Origin of the sequence: Flavivirga rizhaonensis (assembly GCF_004791695.1) — a bacterium.
Classification (GTDB): Bacteria; Bacteroidota; Bacteroidia; order Flavobacteriales; family Flavobacteriaceae; genus Flavivirga; species Flavivirga rizhaonensis.
Window position 1 is genome coordinate 1 of sequence record NZ_SRSO01000041.1, and the last position, 18076, is coordinate 18076.

The 18076-nt window shown below is 33.1% G+C and carries 14 protein-coding genes; all 14 read right to left on the reverse strand.

All coding sequences use genetic code 11. From position 1 onward, the window contains the following. Nucleotides 1-349: 349 nt before the first annotated feature. Nucleotides 350-1234, reverse strand: coding sequence for an NHL repeat-containing protein (locus EM932_RS19335; protein WP_135878854.1), 885 nt, complete (start codon nt 1232-1234; stop codon nt 350-352). 28 nt (nt 1235-1262) lie between these two features. Next, nucleotides 1263-2738, reverse strand: a complete 1476-nt coding sequence (locus EM932_RS19340) for a DUF389 domain-containing protein (RefSeq protein WP_135878855.1) — start codon at nt 2736-2738, stop codon at nt 1263-1265. A 9-nt stretch (nt 2739-2747) separates the two neighbouring features. Continuing rightward, nucleotides 2748-3830 carry a mannose-1-phosphate guanylyltransferase gene (locus tag EM932_RS19345; protein ID WP_135878856.1) on the reverse strand — a complete coding sequence of 361 codons (1083 nt, stop codon included), beginning with the start codon at nt 3828-3830 and terminating at the stop codon, nt 2748-2750. A 92-nt stretch (nt 3831-3922) separates the two neighbouring features. Next, nucleotides 3923-4540 (reverse strand): SprT-like domain-containing protein, encoded by a 618-nt coding sequence (locus EM932_RS19350; protein ID WP_135878857.1) that lies wholly within the window; start codon nt 4538-4540, stop codon nt 3923-3925. Nucleotides 4541-4672: 132 nt separating this feature from the next. Next, on the reverse strand, nt 4673-5308 hold the full coding sequence (locus EM932_RS19355; RefSeq protein ID WP_135878858.1) for an HAD family hydrolase: 636 nt from the start codon (nt 5306-5308) through the stop codon (nt 4673-4675). An 11-nt stretch (nt 5309-5319) separates the two neighbouring features. Next, on the reverse strand, nt 5320-7347 hold the full coding sequence (locus EM932_RS19360) for an OmpA family protein (protein ID WP_135878859.1): 2028 nt from the start codon (nt 7345-7347) through the stop codon (nt 5320-5322). A 1-nt stretch (nt 7348) separates the two neighbouring features. Beyond that, nucleotides 7349-8260, reverse strand: coding sequence for a PorP/SprF family type IX secretion system membrane protein (locus EM932_RS19365; RefSeq protein ID WP_135878860.1), 912 nt, complete (start codon nt 8258-8260; stop codon nt 7349-7351). 15 nt (nt 8261-8275) lie between these two features. After that, the gene (locus EM932_RS19370) at nt 8276-11092 is read right to left on the reverse strand and encodes a T9SS type B sorting domain-containing protein (RefSeq protein WP_135878861.1); all 2817 of its coding nucleotides are present in this window, start codon (nt 11090-11092) and stop codon (nt 8276-8278) included. Nucleotides 11093-11413: 321 nt separating this feature from the next. Further along, nucleotides 11414-12097 (reverse strand): SDR family NAD(P)-dependent oxidoreductase, encoded by a 684-nt coding sequence (locus EM932_RS19375; RefSeq protein ID WP_135878862.1) that lies wholly within the window; start codon nt 12095-12097, stop codon nt 11414-11416. After that, complete coding sequence (locus EM932_RS19380; protein ID WP_135878863.1) at nt 12090-13049, reverse strand: M28 family metallopeptidase; 960 nt, start codon at nt 13047-13049, stop codon at nt 12090-12092. The genes EM932_RS19375 and EM932_RS19380 overlap by 8 nt, the downstream gene beginning before the upstream one ends. A 219-nt stretch (nt 13050-13268) precedes the next feature. After that, nucleotides 13269-14885, reverse strand: coding sequence for a pyruvate dehydrogenase complex dihydrolipoamide acetyltransferase (locus EM932_RS19385; RefSeq protein WP_135878864.1), 1617 nt, complete (start codon nt 14883-14885; stop codon nt 13269-13271). A 3-nt stretch (nt 14886-14888) separates the two neighbouring features. Then, nucleotides 14889-15887, reverse strand: coding sequence for a pyruvate dehydrogenase (acetyl-transferring) E1 component subunit alpha (gene pdhA / locus EM932_RS19390; protein ID WP_135878865.1), 999 nt, complete (start codon nt 15885-15887; stop codon nt 14889-14891). A 207-nt stretch (nt 15888-16094) separates the two neighbouring features. Continuing rightward, the gene (cdd, locus tag EM932_RS19395) at nt 16095-16577 is read right to left on the reverse strand and encodes a cytidine deaminase (RefSeq protein WP_135878866.1); all 483 of its coding nucleotides are present in this window, start codon (nt 16575-16577) and stop codon (nt 16095-16097) included. A gap of 246 nt (nt 16578-16823) precedes the next feature. After that, a complete protein-coding gene (porV, locus tag EM932_RS19400) occupies nt 16824-18032 on the reverse strand; it encodes a type IX secretion system outer membrane channel protein PorV (protein WP_135878867.1) in 1209 nt (402 codons plus the stop codon). Between the last annotated feature and the right edge of the window lie 44 nt (nt 18033-18076).

The following is an 18076-nucleotide window of genomic DNA, read 5'->3' on the forward strand; positions in this document are numbered from 1 at the left end:
AATACAGCCGTTTTTTTTGCATCTTATATCTATCTGATTATTAAATAAATATACGAAAATACAACTAGAAAAACAAACATAAACAACTGTAAACCAATTATTTACAACACTAACTTAATAGCATTGAGTCTAAGTTACGGTTTCTTTTTTTATTGAAGTAGAAAGCGAAAAAGGGTGTTTTATTACGGTTATTTCAAATGAGAATTGGTATTAGCTTGTCTTGAGCATAATGGAAAGACTCTATCTAACAACGATTTAAGTGTTTGAAAATAAATACAATATAAAAAACACAACGTCTAACTCTTGTAAATGGTCAAATTCACACAATAAGTGGCTTTTATTATTATTATTAGAAGCTAATCTTGTAACTCATAACTGTGTTATGAAAAAAGTTGGGAACAAGTAACATCTGTAATTCTGAAATATAATCAATATCTGCTGCGTAAATGCCTCTCTCTCTTGTATCAAGCAATAGTGTCTTTTCCCAATTGGTTGAATCAATATAAAAAACCTGCCCCTTCCAATCGGACACAATAAAATCACCAGTTTTTAATCGTATAACACCATCTCCGTGACCAATGCCTTCGGTAAGTACTTTAAACGTTTTTGATTTGAAATTATAAGTTCCAAAACATTGCCTTCCTGAATCCGTAAAAAACAGACCTTCTTTTTGATATAGCAATCCATTTAACCTCCCTTCAGTATTCATTTTAAGAACACTAATCTCTCCTTTCTCCAAAACATAGATCGCATTTGTATTTGATCCTGAAGCGCATACAATTCCCTTTGGGCTTATTGTGATATCGTTTAATTGTGGTTCTCCATCAACTGGATAGGTGTTAATTATCTTTTGTTCTTTTATATCTATTTCTACTATTCTATCAATATCATTCACGTATAATCTACCATCAAAAACACCCATCCCTTTTGGTCCACTTAACCCTTCAATCCATTTTAATTCTATAATAGTTCCTTTTGTATCTATGGTAGATATAAAACCATTATTATCTCTGCTCCATGGAGATTCATTAACGTTGGCAACAAAAATAATATCTAACGCTTTATTATAAAGCACAGATTCACTAGTCCTTAAAAGCGTATCTGTTTGCCAGACTAAATTTAGGGTTGGTGTTTTTTTGGGTTCCACCTTAGTCTGTTTTGTTTCTCTTTTTTCTTTACACGAAAACCCTAACAAGAGCATCATTAAAACGAGTCCTAAAACATTATTTTTCATCGTATTGTTTTATTTTTAAACTTAAAAACTAATCAGCCTTTTTAACAACCACAGTATCTAAATTTAGTTTTTGTTTCAACCACTTATTCAATTCTTTTTCTTTTATTAAAACCAAACTATCTTTTAAGGATTTTCTCCATTTTATATGAACGACAGCTATAGTATCAATTTTAATAAAATCTTTAGATTCAAGCATTTTTGCATAACTAAAATATTGCAAATCACTAAATCGTACTTTAGCATCGCGCGACAAATTGGTAAATGAAACTGAATTGCTTTGAGACGCATTATTTTCTATTTTTTTATTTAATTCTGTAACTTCAATTTGTAAGTCTACAATTTGTTTTTGTAAACCAGAAATGATATTATCTTTTTGGTCTAATTCCTTAATAGCTCTATCGTAAGCTTCAGATATTTTATCAAAACTCCTATTTTTATTTCCATTTATTTCAAGGTTAAATTCCTTGATCTTATCATAACGTTTTAATTCATTTCTTAAATCAGCTTCAGTAGCATCTGTAATTTCTCCATTGAAATACAGCGTTATTTTTTTGTCACTAGTATTTAATGTCCCATTTTGAAACCATAGTTCTCGATTAGATGTAATTTCATCCTTAACAAAGTTATTATAGTCATTTTCAAAACCACTTTGTTTTATAAAATCTACAAATGTCCAAATGGCAGGAGCCATAACCAATATGGCTAGTATAGATGCCAATTGTGCAATACGTTTTCTTTTTTTAGAATTAGCATATTTCAGCATTGGAAAACGTAGAACTTTCAACGCTATAAATGTAGCCAACGCTATAAAAATAGTATTGATAGTAAACAAATACATAGCTCCTACAAAATAATCCCAATTGTGAGCTAAACCATAACCTGCGGTACACAAAGGAGGCATTAAAGCTGTAGCAATAGCAACACCAAAAATAACCGAAGCTATGGTTCCTTTTTTGGTACGCGCAATAATTAATGCTAAACCACCAAAAAAGGCTATGAGGACATCTCTAACATCTGGTTTTGTACGTCCAAAAAGTTCATTAGTAACTAAATCTGCCGTTGGAAAAAACTTAAAAAACAAATATGCGGTTAGTAAACTTAAAACGATCATGGTTGCCAAGTTTACTAAGGATTTTCTTAAGGTATCAATATCGTTAATAGCAATAGAAAGTCCTACACCCAGAATAGGTCCCATTAATGGAGAAATTAACATGGCTCCAATAACAACAGCGGTAGAGTTCGCATTTAATCCAACAGAAGCCACAAAGATTGAGCAAATTAAAATCCATGCCGTAGCCCCTTTAAAAGGAATATCCTTTTTTATGGCTTCAATGGTTGCATCTCTATCGGTATCTTCTCTAAAGTCCAGCAACTCACTAAAAAAGGTTTTAATACTTTGAAATAAACCTTTAGCATCTTTTTTTACAGCTTCTTTTGATTGCTCAACCGCCTTGTCCTGATTAGTTTCCTCTTCAGAAAAATTGAATTTACTTTCTTCACTCATAATTATATTTTAACCATAATGCTTTCCAAACTTATCCTTCACATTTTGGAGTACTTTTTTAATATCTTGTTCTTTTGTCTTAGGAAAGATAAGTAAAACTTCTTTTTTATCTACAATAATATAGTCTTGTAAACCGTCAACTACTACTATTTTATCATCTTGAGTGCGAATCATATTGCCTGATGCATCCTCTGTTAATGTTCTAGCATTCACTACAGCATTTTTGCTATCATCCTTATCTAATTTATCATATAAACTTCCCCAAGTGCCAAGGTCGTTCCAGTCAAACTCAGCTGCAATGACGTAAACATTGGTTGATTTTTCCATAATAGCATAGTCTACCGAGATGTTTTCTGCCTTACCATAATGGTCTCGAATAAAGTCTTCTTCCAGATCTGTATTATAAACCTCTATACCATTTTCGAATAACGTAAATAATTTTGGTTGGTTATTCTTAAAAGCTTCAACAACACTTTGTACACTCCACATGAAAATACCAGCATTCCATAAAAAATTGCCTTGTGCTATGTACTGTTTAGCAACCTCATAAACGGGTTTTTCTTTAAATTGACTGACCGCTTTTATCGCTTCCGCGGAAGTTTTATCGTATTCAATATAGCCATATCCTGTATTAGGAAATGTTGGCTGAATACCCAAAGTCATTAGGGCATTATTTTTAGAGCAAAAATTGAATGCTTGTTGTACATTTTCAGAAAAGGCATTTTCATCTTCTATCCAATGATCGCTAGGTGCCACAATCATAACTGCATCCGGATTCTCTTTTTGAATTTTTAATGATGCATACAAGATACAGGGTGCTGTATTTCGCATGGCCGGTTCTAACACAACTTGTCGTTTTGTAACACTTGGTAATTGTTCTAACACGAGATCATTATAACGCTCGTTGGTTAAAATAAAGATGTTCTCTTCTGGTATTAATTTTGCTAAACGATGAAAGGTTTTCTGAATTAATGTATCACCAGTCCCCAACATATCGTGAAATTGTTTAGGAAAATCTTGAGTACTTACCGGCCAAAATCTAGAACCAACACCGCCTGCCATTAAAATGGCGTAATAATTTTTATTCTTCATATATATTATATCGTTCCCGTAAAAATGGGAATCTGTTTATTTATAATTTTAAAAATCTCTTTTACAAGCTCTGTGTAACATTGAGATTTAATTCATGAGATTCCTGCAGAGGCAGGAATCTCAATTTCAACTTCTGCATTCGGATTGAAAAGATACAACTTTCCTGTTTTAACTTCAATACACTCAAAACGTTTTACTCGTTTTTGTCCCATTTTAAAAACTTTGCCATTATACAACTTAAAAGTGCTTCCTAAAGGCACTTCAAAAATATAGGTTTTATTATTGGGTTCATCAAACTGTTTTAAAGCTAATGCTAAATTCACATCGGTATCACTACTTGCTTTAGGGTTTCTAAAATGTTTTGCTAAAAGTGGTAATAAATGATCTGGAAAAATCCCAGGATTTAAAAACGGTAACATTAAATGCTGGAATGTGCGCTTCCATTCAATTCCATGAGGTTTTATAAACCTTCCATAAGTTTTATAAGCTTCAAAATGAGCAACCTCATGTATTAATGTGATTAAAAATCGGTAGGTATTTAAATTAGAATTGACTGTTATTTGATGTTTCCCATTTGGTAATCGCTTATAATCGCCATGGCGGGTTTTTCGTTCATTTTTAATTTTAACCACTAAATTATCATGTTCTAAAAGTTTTAAAACTTGGGGTATGGCAATTTCTGGAATATAATTTTGAAGCACATCTTGCATTAAAACAAAAATAATGGTTTTATACTTTCTTTTTCAAACGTTTTATCACAAAAAAGAAAAACCCACCAAATTAATGTCAACGAAGAAATAATGACAAAATCCTAACAAATACTAAAATGAACTTCCAAACAATCATAACATCCCCAAAAGCTCAGACATATTAACAAAAGTCTTTGTAGCCTCTGCTTCTAATTCATTATTATAATCATGAGCTGTAAATCCAAACACATCAAAACCACCATTTTTAGCTGCCCGAACTCCAGACAAGCTATCTTCAACAACCACACAGTCACTTGGTTTAAATCCCATTGTCTCTGCTGCCCATAAAAAAACACCTGGATCTGGTTTCCACTTCTTGATGGTATAACAACTAAAAATATTGTTTTCGAAAAAAGGCAATAGTCCAGTAAGTCCTAAGTTAAGTCGGATTTTATTTTCTGGGCCACTAGACGCTGTACAAAATGGTACTTTTAAGTTTTGCACCACTTCTTTAATACCTTCAATGGGTTTTATATGCTGTTTAAAGGCTTCAAAACTTTTCACTCTATAATCTGCTTCAAATGTTTCAGGTAACGGTTTCCCAATTAAGTTAGAAATAGTGTCCATGCAAAAACTAAACGACTTCCCTTTAAACCGGCTAACGGCTCCTTCTTTTTCAATATTGGCTCCTAAATCATTTGCCATATCTACCATAGCACCAACAGCTATCGTTTCACTATCAATCAGTACGCCATCGCAATCGAAAATAACACATTTGTATTTACTCATAAGTAAATTTTCTAATACTTAACTATTTCAAATTCGCTACGTCTATTTAACTGATGCTCTTCTTCTGTACATTCTAACATAGGACATGGAACTATGGGTTCTAATTCTCCAAAACCTTGAAATTTCATTCGACGTGCATTAATAAATCCTTCTAATGCTAAGTAATTCCTTGTTGATTCTGCTCGTCTTTCTGATAAAATCTGATTATATCGTACGGTTCCTCTACTATCTGTATGCGAACTTATTTTTAAGTAAATATTTGGGTATCGTTCTAATTTAGCCGCCAATTCATCCAGTATTTTTTTAGAATCTGCCCTGATATTCCACATGTCAAAATTAAAATAAATGGGTTCTAATTGGAAAAATAATTTACCATCTTTTTCAATAACTGGAGGGCCTTCAATATCGGTTAATAATTCAAATCGTTTTGGGTCTTTTTCTTTTAATTTTTTATCAATTTTCTTTTCTTCAATTAATGCTTCAACGGGGTCTATTGGCGGTGGTGGAGGTACCTTCTTTAAATACAATATATGTGTTTGATCCTGAGCCTCAACTACTGTTACATTTAATTTATTAGGCGTATAGGCTTCATTATTAGCCGAAAACTCATAGTTATTTGCTAGTAAATTGATATTAAAAAATGCTAAAGAATCTAAGGTATTGGTATATTTCTCAACTCCTTTTTTATCTTTTAATACAACTTCGGTATTTGGAATATATTCTTTTGTATCTAAATCTCTTACTTCAAACCTATTTATATATTCTCTTATAAAAATTTCACCTGTTTGCTTAAACTTAAATATTTCATCATTTTTTTTATTTCTATTTGTAGAAAAGAATCCTTCTTTAGCATCATAATAATTTAGACTAAAGTCATCATACCTCGAATTAATAGGTGCTCCCAAATTAATTGGCTTTGTAAATACATCATTAACGCGCTCTGAAACAAAGTTGTCTAGCATCCCTAATCCTAAATGACCGTTGGATGCGAAAAACAGATTGCCTTCTTGTGATATAAATGGAAAATGTTCTCTGTTTTCGGTATTAATGGTTTGTCCTAAATTAACTGGCTCTCCAATAGTTCCATCTACTTCAATAGCTACATAATATAAATCAAAACTACCGTAGCCTCCTTCTATATCTGATGAAAAATAGAGCTTTTTATCATCTGGACTCAAAGCAGGGTGCTGATAGGAAAATCCGTTTTGGTTAAATGGTAACTTTTCTAATTTGTCCCATTTACCATTTACGCGAGTGGTTTTATATAAATGAATATTATTGTTAGACTGCTCGCTAAACTCTTTCTTTCCATCGGTATAATTACTTCTTGAAATATAAAGCGTATTTCCATCACTTGTAAAACAGAAATTCCCTTCGTGCAATTTAGAATTTATTGTTTTGGAAAGGGGTTTAAAGCTTCCTATGGTATCATTATTTTCATCAACTTTTACTGCGTAGATATCAAGAAAGGATTGATGCGTCCATTTGTATTTTTTTCTTAAAAGTTTTTTATTATCCCTATCGGAAGTAAAATAAACAGTATCATTAAATTTTACAGCTCCAAAATCGGATGCTTCAGAATTAAACTGACTCTTTTTAATCTTATAATCCGGATTTTTTAATTTAAACGCTTCTATAATTTCAATAGATTCTGATGTGTCTAAAGAAACGGACAAATTTTCTTTATATCGCTTAAAATAATCCAATCCTGTTTCATAATCTCCTAAGGCTGATAATACCTGGTATAATTTAAAGTTATATTCATTATTATAGGTTTTATCTTTCTCACCGTATTTTCCTTTTACTAATTGTTTTAAATATCTTGATGCAAGACGGTATTCAAAGGTATTATAATAGCAAACTGCTATATTTTCTATAGCTTTTTTGTGACGTTCTTTTTTTATTTCTTCTTCATAATATTTAGCAGCATTGCTATAATCTCCTTTTTCAAAAAAACGATCGGCTCTTGTTTTCTTTTGCCCAAATGATACCTGTATAAAAAACAGGCTGATTATAATAAAAGTAATATTCTTAATCATGTTAATAAAATCTTGGGGATGAATATTTTTTACTTAATCCTAACACATCAAATCTATAGAGTAATATAAATTCGTGACTCCCGCTATTATAATTATTTAATTGACTTGTATTAAAATCGTAGGCATATCCAACTTTTAAATTTGGTGTAATATTGATGCCTGCTAAACCGGAAACGGCATCTTGATAGCGGTACGATACGCCTAACTCGAATGTATCTAGATATAGGGCATTTGCAGAGACATCGAACGATAAAGGTGCTCCCGTAACATATTTAATAACTGTAGACGGCTTCAATTTAAGTTCGCTATTAACGTCAAATACATAACCTCCAATTAAAAAGGCATGTGGTTTGTCTTTATATAATACACCACTATTAACATTTAAATCACTTGGAATAAGATTGGGTGATGATAATCCGACATAATAATTATTATGAAATAAAAAGGCTCCCGCACCAATATTTATTACTGTTTTATTGGTGTTTTCAAACAAAGGGTCTCCACTAACATTACTCCCTAGACTACTAAAATTTATATGATCAAACCCCATTTTTATTCCAAAGGATAGGTTTAGATCTTTCTTGACATTAATTTTATATGCTGCATTAATATTAAACACATTTTCGCTAAGGTTTATGTTACCTCCTATATTATCATTTAAATAATTTACGCCTAATTCTATTTTTTCACTTAAAGGAACATTTGCAAATAGATTAGCTGTTTTAGGTGCACCATCTATACCAACCCATTGTGTACGGTACAAACTACCAACTTGTATAATACTAGGTTCGTTTATCATATAACCTGGGTTTACCAAACTCATGTTATACATATATTGTGTATACTGGGGTTCTTGTTGCGCATATGCAGATAAACCACATATTATGAATACTATAAATATTTTAATCTTCATTCTATAAATGGCTCATTATCTACTTAAATAAAAGTTTCCTTGAATAGGATCTGTTACTCCATCTTTTGGATCGAACACATAAAAATAAACTCCAGATGGTAACTCATCTCCAACGGTTAATGACACATTGGATTTTCCTTCAAAAAGTGGCGTATCTCTATTTCCTTTATAAACCAATGTTCCAAACCTATTGTAAATATTTAATTCAAAATTTGGAAACACTGTTGGCAATCCACATAAATCAAACGCGTCGTTTTCACCGTCTCCATTAACAGAAATACCGTCTTTAAAACAACTAACACAGTCTGGATGATTAAGAGGTAGAAGCTCTACTAATATTCCAATTCTAGGAGACTCACATCCTTCTGAGTCGACTGCCGCAACAAAATAATCTTCTCCATTAATTAAAACCGTTCCTATAGACAAAGGGCTTGTATCATCTATATTATCGTACCAATTAAAGTCTATACCATTAGTAGCAACAAGATCCAAAACTGTTGCTCCAACACTAGCACAAAATATCTGATCTGTTGCATTTGGACTTGGAACTTCTACTACCGTTATTGAAATTTGTGATGTAGATAAATTACAGGAAACATGCCCTTGAATTTCATATTGAAAATTATATGTTCCTGCTCCTAATTGAGATACGTCTAACAAGCTTCCTGTTAACAAATCTGTAGTATCCAAATTTCTAAAAACACCTCCAGAATCTGCCGAAGGACCTAAATAATCTACCAAATCTACCTGTAAATCCGAACGACATACAAAATAACTACCACTGGTTCCAGCACTTGGACTTTGATGGTTTACAACTGTAATAGTTGCTGAATTTCCGGTGCACATAATAGTTCCTGTAAAAACATCAACATTATCAGGAACAGTATAAATATAATCTCCTTCATCTGAAACTCCAGGTGTAAATATAGCATTATGAGATGCAGAAGTATATCCATTAGGTCCTGTCCATGTTCCATTGGTATTAGGGTTGCCCATTAAATCATCAAATAAATCAAATGGCACATTATTGTCACATACATCTCTTCTTGATAATCCTACTCCCGATTGGTATTCTTCAAACACTGTAAAAGATAATCTCGCCCTATCTTCACAATTATTAACAGTTCTTGTTATATATTCAAAATTAAAAGTTTGCTGATTGTTAATCTGAGGTACAGTAAATGGATTTGTTATGCTGTTTCCTGTATTTGAATCTACCCACCTACCTTGTGGTCCTTGATAAATATTATCAACTCCATTTGTAGTTAATAAAGTAAATAAATCTAAAGGAGCTGCTATGGTCGGATCTGTTTCACAAAACAGTAATCCCTCTGTATCTTCTCCTGCATAAAGTTTAGGATGAATTCTAAACCTTACTTGTGCGCGTTCTTCTCGACAAGGAAGCATATTGTTAGGTGTTGTATTACAATAATCGGAAGAATAATCGAGTACTTGAAAACTATCAGGCCAACAATTATATTCGGGATAAACAACATATTCAAAAACATAATCTCCTGGAGGCGCATTTAACAAACTAACAGGTCCTAATGAAGAATACCCTGCTTGTGGAAATGGAAGATTCCCATTAGATACAAGCCCCAAATTTGAAGGCCCAGAAACAAGCCTCCAATTAGTCCAGGCATTATTGTTATACTCAAATGAAATACCATTCTCGGTTGTAAACTCTAGTTCATTATATAAATTTATTGTAGCTGGTTGACTAGGGTCATCTTCGCAATACGATGGTAAAGTCCCTCTTTGGCTAAACGGTCTTAAATCTTCATAAATTTTAAAACTAACTGTAGACGTTGTGTCTTCACAAACTCCAGATCGTTGCTTTACTGTGTAATCATAATTAACTCGCGCGCATCCAAACTTAACACCATCTCTAGCTATTATTTGATCATAAATATCTTTAATATTTATTCTGGAATCTATTGGGTTTGTTACTTGACCAAAGCCACTTCCTCTCCAGGTACCATCTACATCTTCAAGTGCCAAAAATTCATCATTTCTTAAATCTATATCTGCATCATAAGCTCCACTTTTAATATCATCTTCACAAATGCGTTGATTTTTTGAATACCCCGAAAAAACTTTTCTTACAACAGAAACGCTAACATCTGTTCTTGCTTCACTAGGGTAAGGTGCCGTATTACAAGGATCCATACCTTGAACTATATAAGTAAAATGAAAAGTTTGTTGATCAACTCGAGATGGTCCTACATCATATGGGATCGTAACTGTTAAGTCTGAACCATTTAGGCTAATAAAACCAGAACCACCCCCATTATATACCCACGTTCCGTTAAGGTGCGGACTTGGAATAGGTTCTAAAGCGTTAAAAAGATCTATATCTACTTCTAAATTACATCTATTTCTCGGTGTAGAGTTCAAATCGCAGATTTGCACGTTTGCTCCAGTAGTACCAGCACCTTTGGCATAACCAGAAAACGCCCCCACAACCACATTAAATCTTATAAGAATATCATCAGGACATCCAGACGTAGCGCTTAAAAAGTGAAATTGATGGTCTGTTTCTACAATTGAAGACCTATCTAAATCCCACAAATGTAAATTACCAGACCCGTCTAATGCAAAATTAAAATTCGGATCAAACCAATTTCCCATTGTAGGGTCGATAGGCGTAACACCAGGAAGGGCATTATATCTATCATAAAGATTAATAATTCCATCTGGTTCTGGATTACTAGGATCGCTATCTACAATAGTCATATCACAGATATCAATCCTTCTTTCATCAGTACACTGGGCTTGGGTTTTCGTTATTGAAGAAATTATTATGACGAAAAATAGTATTTTTTTAAGCATTCTGTAGGCTAAAATTTACTGCAAGATAAATATTTTTGAGGAGTAACAGGCCAACAAATAATTAAATTTAGGTATGCAAATAATTTTTTTAACATTTGCTGTAAACAATGATAACTACAGTTATTAATAAGGTTATAAAGTTACACAAACGACTTCTTCAAAACATAAAAATGTAACCCAATAAATTACACAATAATTTAAATTATTATAATTAGCGAGACAGATATAAAGAATCTGTTGTAAATAACATTATTCTTCTATAGGTCATTTAACAGCATTACAGTCATAAGACTATTATTCTATTATAAATAGACTAATAGTTTAAGGTGTGGAATTAGAAACCTGGAGTAATTTTCCATTATAATATTTATGTCCGTTAAGCGAAAAATCAAAAATATACTGTGCCATTTCTAATGCCGTAGTGGGTGCTTGATACCCTGGAAAAGCCTCTTCCAACATTTCGGTTTGTACGGCTCCCAAAGCCAAAACATTAAAACTAGTACTTGTTTCTTTATATTCTTCGGCTAGTAATTCTGTTAAAGCAATCACCGCTGCTTTGCTAGAACTATAGGCGCTTAAACCTGCAAACTTCATACTCCCTTGAACACCACCCATAGAACTGATTGTTACAACATGAGCGTTATGCTTCATATAAGGCAGTACAGTTCTGGTCATTTCTGAAACACCAAAAACATTCGTTTTATATACTTGTTCAAAATCTTGCATTGATGTTTCTGAAAAGGGTTTATTTAGTAAAGCTCCTGCATTATTAATTAGAACATCTACCTGACTCCAATTGGAACCAATAAAGGTTTCTAATTTATTATAATCATCATTTTTACTTAAATCAAAAGGGAATGACTCAACATTTTTTAACCTAAGATCATCTATTGGTTTACTGTTTCTAGATAACGCTAAAACATGATGACCAGCATCAGCAAATAATTGAACTAACTCGAAACCAATGCCTCTACTTGTTCCTGTAATAATAATATTTTTACTCATTGTTTATTTTTATTTCTTTTGTGCTGGTATTAATCATACCTTCTAAAGCCAGTATCATTTTATTTATAAAAGATGTCATATGTTCAAAATCCATTTTGTCTGCTTCATCATCTACATGATGATAATAATCAAAGTTTGTAAAATCGAATGTAGAAATTGCTTGAGCCGGTATTTTAAATGCTTTAAAAAACGGGTAGTTATCTGAGCGTTTAAACAAATTATATGCTTTAGCTTGAGGTAAAAAGCCCACTATATCCTCTTCCGCATAACTATTTAGTTTTTCAGCCATATTGGATTTTTTATATCCTGTTATGTAGGCCATGGTTTCTTCTTCAGTTCTAGGAACACCTATCATCTCAAAATTAATCATAGTATATAAGTTAAGCCCTTCATCCTTCAATCGTTTTGCTAAATGACCAGAGCCTTTTAACCCCATTTCTTCTGCTGCATATAATGTAAATAATATGCTTCGTTTGTTACTTTTTAATTTAGAAAAATACTTCGCCCATTCTAAAACTGCTACCGTACCAGAGGCATCATCATTTGCGCCATTAGCAATACTATCACCATTTACAGGTTCTGCCGTTCCTATATGATCGTAGTGAGCTCCAAGTATTACGAACTCATTTTTAAGTTCTGAATCCTGACCTTGAATATATCCTACTATGTTGTAGCCAACAATATCCTTTAAATGAAAACTATCTCTATAGGTTTTAAAATAAGGTTGCACCTTATTTTTCTTAAAAAAGTTCTCAATAAAAACGGCTGCCTTTTCAATACCTTCGCTTCCTGTATGTCTCCCTTTTAATTCATCTGAAGCTAAATACTCTAAGCTGGCCTTGATATCTTCTTTTAAAGCTAACTTACTCGTATGCTTTATTTCAGAGATCTTGTTTTGAGAACCACAGCCAAAAAACATTATAGCAACTATAATACTTAATAGTTTTTTCATTTCGGGTTTTATTAGAGTTTAAAGATAAAAAACTACTACTGTAATCACAGTATATTGACTTTAATTGTTTTGGTAATAACAGAAACCCCGAGGCAAGCCTCGGAGAATTCTTTTCGATTAAAAAACAAAAACCTGTTTCAAATAAATGAAACAGGTTTAAATATTTATTATGAGATTCCTGCTTTACTGAAACGAGTTCAGCACATGCCGCAGGGATAATTACACTAACATCGTTACCGGGTTTTCAATATACCCTTTTAATGTTTGAAGAAATTGTGCTCCAGTAGCACCATCAACCGTTCTATGATCACAGGCTAAAGATAATTTCATTGTATTACCAACAACTATTTTACCATCTTTAACTACTGGTTTTTCAATAATGTTACCTACCGAAAGAATGGCCGAATTTGGTTGGTTGATAATAGATGTGAAACTTTCTATACCAAACATCCCTAAATTAGAAACTGTAAATGTACTACCTTCCATTTCGGCTGGTGTTAATTTTTTATTTCTGGCTTTTCCTGCAAGTTCTTTAACTGCCGCTCCTATTTGTGGTAATGATTGCTCATTTGCAAACTTAACTACAGGCACTACCAGTCCATCTGGAACTGCTACTGCCACTCCAATATGCACATGGTTATTTAAACGCATTTTATCGGCAAACCATTGCGAATTTACTTGTGGGTGTTGCTTTAATGCTAATGCACAAGCTTTAACAATCATATCGTTATACGATATTTTTGTATCTGGAACAGAGTTGAATTGTTTACGGAATGCAATCGCATTTTCCATATCGAACTCTACATTTAAATAATAATGAGGCGCAGTAAACTTGGAATTTGTTAATGCTTTAGCAATGGCTTTACGCATTTGCGAGTTAGTAACCTCATCAAAATCTTCCTGTCCTGTTGGAACAAATTTGCCAACGGATGCTCCTGAAGAAGCTGGAACAAAATTCTCAATATCTTGTTTGATGATACGTCCGTTTTCTCCAGAACCTTGAACTTGAGATAAGTTAATCCCTTTTTCTTCTGCAATCTTTTTAGCTAATGGAGATGCGAATAATCGTCCGCCATTTGCTGACGTCGCGGCAACTGATTTATTTGGTTTTGCTGTTTCTTGCTTAGCAGTCGTTTTAGGAGCTTCTACTTTTGGAGTTTCCTTTTTAGGAGTTTCTTCTGTTTTTGTTGAACCACCAGAAACTTTAAAATTACTAGCTACATCCTTTACATCTGTTCCAGCTGGGCCAATAATAGCTAATAAAGCATCCACTTTTGCAGATTCCCCTTCTTGTAATCCTATATGAAGCAATGTTCCTGCTTGAAAGGATTCAAACTCCATAGTCGCTTTGTCTGTTTCAATTTCAGCTAAAATATCACCTTCTTCAACAGTATCCCCTACTTTTTTAAGCCATGTTGCAACGGTTCCTTCTTCCATGGTATCGCTTAAACGCGGCATGGTTACAACGATAACACCTTCCGGCAATGCAACATCTGCAGATGCTTCTGCAAGTTCATCATTGGTTTCAACTGTATCAGTAGCTTCCTTTACTTCCGTAGAAGCGTTATCGCCACTTAATAAACTTGCTATATCTTCACCTTCATCTCCTATGATAGCCAATAATTCATCTACTTTAGTTGTCTCTCCTTCTTGAACACCTATATGAAGTAAAGTCCCTTCATTAAAAGACTCAAACTCCATAGTTGCTTTATCCGTTTCTATTTCTGCAAGAATATCGCCTTCTTCAATTTTATCGCCTACTTTTTTCAACCAAGCTGCGACTGTTCCTTCTTCCATAGTGTCGCTTAAACGCGGCATGTTAATTACTATAGCCATAGCTTATAATTTATGTTGTATAAATGGGTAATCTTCTTGTTCGTATACAGCATCGTACATCACATTCTTATCTGGGAATGGTGATTCTTCTGCAAATTTCTCACATTCTGAAACCAAACCTTTAACACGCTTGTCAATCTCTTTAATATCGTCTTCTGTAGCGTATTTCTTGTCAAGAATAACGTCTTTTACCTGGGTAATAGGATCAATTTTTTTATACTCTTCAACTTCTTCTTTAGTTCTATAATGCTGAGCATCACTCATAGAGTGCCCTCTATAACGATACGTTTTTAACTCTAAAAATGTTGGCCCTCCTCCTTTACGTGCGCGTTGTATAGCTTCATCAAAAGCTTCGGCTACTTTCACAGGATTCATACCATCAACTGGTCCACAAGGCATTTCGTAACCTTTTCCCAACTTCCATACTTCTGTATGATTCGCGGTACGTTCTACCGATGTCCCCATCGCATATCCATTGTTTTCACAAACAAATACGACTGGAAGATTCCAGAGCATTGCTAAATTAAAAGTTTCGTGAAGAGATCCTTGTCTAGCAGCACCATCACCAAAACAACATAAGGTAACAGCATCACTACCATGATATTTATCACCAAAAGCAATACCAGCACCTAAAGGAATCTGTCCTCCTACAATACCATGACCACCATAAAAACGATGTTCTTTAGAGAATATGTGCATAGAACCTCCAAGACCTTGTGAAGTTCCTGTAGCTTTACCAAATAACTCGGCCATAACACGTTTAGGGTCAACACCCATACCTATTGGTTGCACGTGATTTCTATAAGCTGTAATCATTTTATCTTTAGTCAAATCCATAGCATGCAAAGCGCCTGCTAAAACTGCTTCCTGACCATTATATAAATGAAGAAACCCTCTTACTTTTTGTTGTATATATACTGCTGCCAGTTTATCCTCAAACTTTCTCCAAAACAGCATATCCTCATACCATTTTAGGTATGTATCTTTAGTGATTTTTTGCATCGACTAATATTAGGTTTTAATTAAGCAAATACAAAAGTAATACTTTGCCAGTTATTGCGAAAACGTAAATTCATTAAAGTAAAAAAAATATCAAAAAAAAAGCGGTTTATAGTCCAGATTGCTTTTTTAATAATTTTTTATATTGAATGTTATAGTATTTAAAAAAAATATGAATTCAAAATAACTTTATTATTATTTTTTATGGTTTTAAAGTACTGATTTATCAAAACCTAGAGGTAATAAATTTGCAAGAGAATTAGATTTAGCTACTTTTCCTGTTTCACCCATAAAATAAATCTCTATGTTGGCATCTTGTTTTATTTCATATTCAGCAATTGCTTGTCTACAAGCTCCACAAGGAGGAATGGGCTTCGTTGTTTGATTATTTTTAGACCCTGCCGAAATAGCCATTCGAACTATTTTCGCCTTTGGGTATTGCGAACCAGCATAATAAATTGCTGTGCGCTCTGCACATAACCCAGAAGGGTACGACGCATTCTCTTGATTATTACCTGTAATTATTTCACCATTATCTAACAATAGAGCTGCACCGACATTAAAATTTGAATAAGGCGCATAAGCATTCTTACGTGCTTCGAAAGCTTTTTGCATGAGTAACATTATGTCCTTTGGAAGGGCATCTAAATCTTCATATATATATAATGTTGTCTCTATTTTTATTTCCTTCATATTTTAAATTTACGAAATATTGTAAACAAAAAAACTATTGTTCATTGAACAATAGTTTTTTAATTATAGAACTCATCTTGACTTTTTCTATTTCCTAAAAAATGGCTAAAATTCGCCCATATATTGTTACTTTTTTTATGCTTAGCACTGCTATGCCTTGCAAAAAATGCCTCATCTGAACAAATTTTATCTCATTTTCGGTTAAAAACAAAAAGTCAAGATGAGTTCTTAGTATATGGTTATAAATTAATATTCGTTATATGCTCTTTCTCCAATGTTAAAGGTTAATGAAAAACGCAATGTATTCTCTAAAGGGCTTTGTACTTTAGACGCTGAAAACAAATATGATAAATCAACATTTACAATATTAGCTTTAAAACCTGCTCCTATAGCCAAGAACTTTCTAGCTCCTTTGTCTTCACTTTCATTAAAATAACCTGCTCTAAAAGCAAAAGAATCTTGATATGTGTATTCTGCACCTAGAGACCATGTGAACTCTTTTAACTCTTCACTAAACCCATCTGGTGCATCTCCAAACGATTGAAACATTCCTGATAAAAAGCTTACATCCGGATCTTTACCTTCTACTATAATTCTTGGCTCACTTCCATCGTTAGCTTGCTCTTCATCACCATCTAAATCAACAAAACCATAAACAGGAGGTGTTGGTACTAAAAGTTTTGTTACCTCGGCAGTTACTGCTACTTTATTATAATCATCAAAGATAAAATCGAATCCACCTCCTAAACGCAAGGTTGTAGGCTGAAAGTTATCAAGACCAGTGTCATCATATTGAAACTTTGGCCCTATATTTTGAATGGCAAATCCCATTCTCCAACGCCCATTAAAATCGGCATATGCTTCCTCTTCGCTTTGATAGTAACCAGAAATATCCACACCAAACGTATTTGCCGCTGACGCATCGCCATCAACACCTTGTATTCGTAAATCCGATCTTAAATAACGCATCGCTACAGACATTCCAAATTGATCTGTTAATCTTAATGCATAAGATACATCAATAGAAAGTTCATTTGGTCTTTGTATTCTAGGTTCTTCAAATTCGTTATTAATAAATTCAATATCCCCCAAAGAGAAATACCTTAAACTCGCTGCAAATGCACTACGTTCATCTAAACGATTAAAATAAGTAACGTTTCCTAAAAAAATATCGTTTACCAATTTACTTAAATAGGGGGTATAACTCACACCTACTCCTTGTTTCGTTTCTGAAAACACATATTTAGACGAATTCCATTGTTGCGAAAACGCATCGACAGAAGTAGCAACCCCCATATCTCCCATAGCAGCAGCTCTAGCGTCTGGTGCAATTAATAAAAATGGCACTCCTGTTGTAATAACTCGTCTTTCTTGGTTAGGAAAAATAATGGTTTCTTGAGCATTTAGTTTTAACACAAAAACAAAGGCTAAAACTATTAATATTTTATTCTTCATGTATTTAGTTTATTTTGTAAATATAATTTTTATTTTAAAACTCA

What these genes read in the sequence shown, in the direction of transcription:
- EM932_RS19335 (WP_135878854.1), bottom strand. Translation starts at nt 1,234, where the DNA reads ATGAAAAATAATGTTTTAGGACTCGTTTTAATGATGCTCTTGTTAGGG.
- EM932_RS19340 (WP_135878855.1), bottom strand. Translation starts at nt 2,738, where the DNA reads ATGAGTGAAGAAAGTAAATTCAATTTTTCTGAAGAGGAAACTAATCAG.
- EM932_RS19345 (WP_135878856.1), bottom strand. Translation starts at nt 3,830, where the DNA reads ATGAAGAATAAAAATTATTACGCCATTTTAATGGCAGGCGGTGTTGGT.
- EM932_RS19350 (WP_135878857.1), bottom strand. Translation starts at nt 4,540, where the DNA reads ATGCAAGATGTGCTTCAAAATTATATTCCAGAAATTGCCATACCCCAA.
- EM932_RS19355 (WP_135878858.1), bottom strand. Translation starts at nt 5,308, where the DNA reads ATGAGTAAATACAAATGTGTTATTTTCGATTGCGATGGCGTACTGATT.
- EM932_RS19360 (WP_135878859.1), bottom strand. Translation starts at nt 7,347, where the DNA reads ATGATTAAGAATATTACTTTTATTATAATCAGCCTGTTTTTTATACAG.
- EM932_RS19365 (WP_135878860.1), bottom strand. Translation starts at nt 8,260, where the DNA reads ATGAAGATTAAAATATTTATAGTATTCATAATATGTGGTTTATCTGCA.
- EM932_RS19370 (WP_135878861.1), bottom strand. Translation starts at nt 11,092, where the DNA reads ATGCTTAAAAAAATACTATTTTTCGTCATAATAATTTCTTCAATAACG.
- EM932_RS19375 (WP_135878862.1), bottom strand. Translation starts at nt 12,097, where the DNA reads ATGAGTAAAAATATTATTATTACAGGAACAAGTAGAGGCATTGGTTTC.
- EM932_RS19380 (WP_135878863.1), bottom strand. Translation starts at nt 13,049, where the DNA reads ATGAAAAAACTATTAAGTATTATAGTTGCTATAATGTTTTTTGGCTGT.
- EM932_RS19385 (WP_135878864.1), bottom strand. Translation starts at nt 14,885, where the DNA reads ATGGCTATAGTAATTAACATGCCGCGTTTAAGCGACACTATGGAAGAA.
- pdhA (WP_135878865.1), bottom strand. Translation starts at nt 15,887, where the DNA reads ATGCAAAAAATCACTAAAGATACATACCTAAAATGGTATGAGGATATG.
- cdd (WP_135878866.1), bottom strand. Translation starts at nt 16,577, where the DNA reads ATGAAGGAAATAAAAATAGAGACAACATTATATATATATGAAGATTTA.
- porV (WP_135878867.1), bottom strand. Translation starts at nt 18,032, where the DNA reads ATGAAGAATAAAATATTAATAGTTTTAGCCTTTGTTTTTGTGTTAAAA.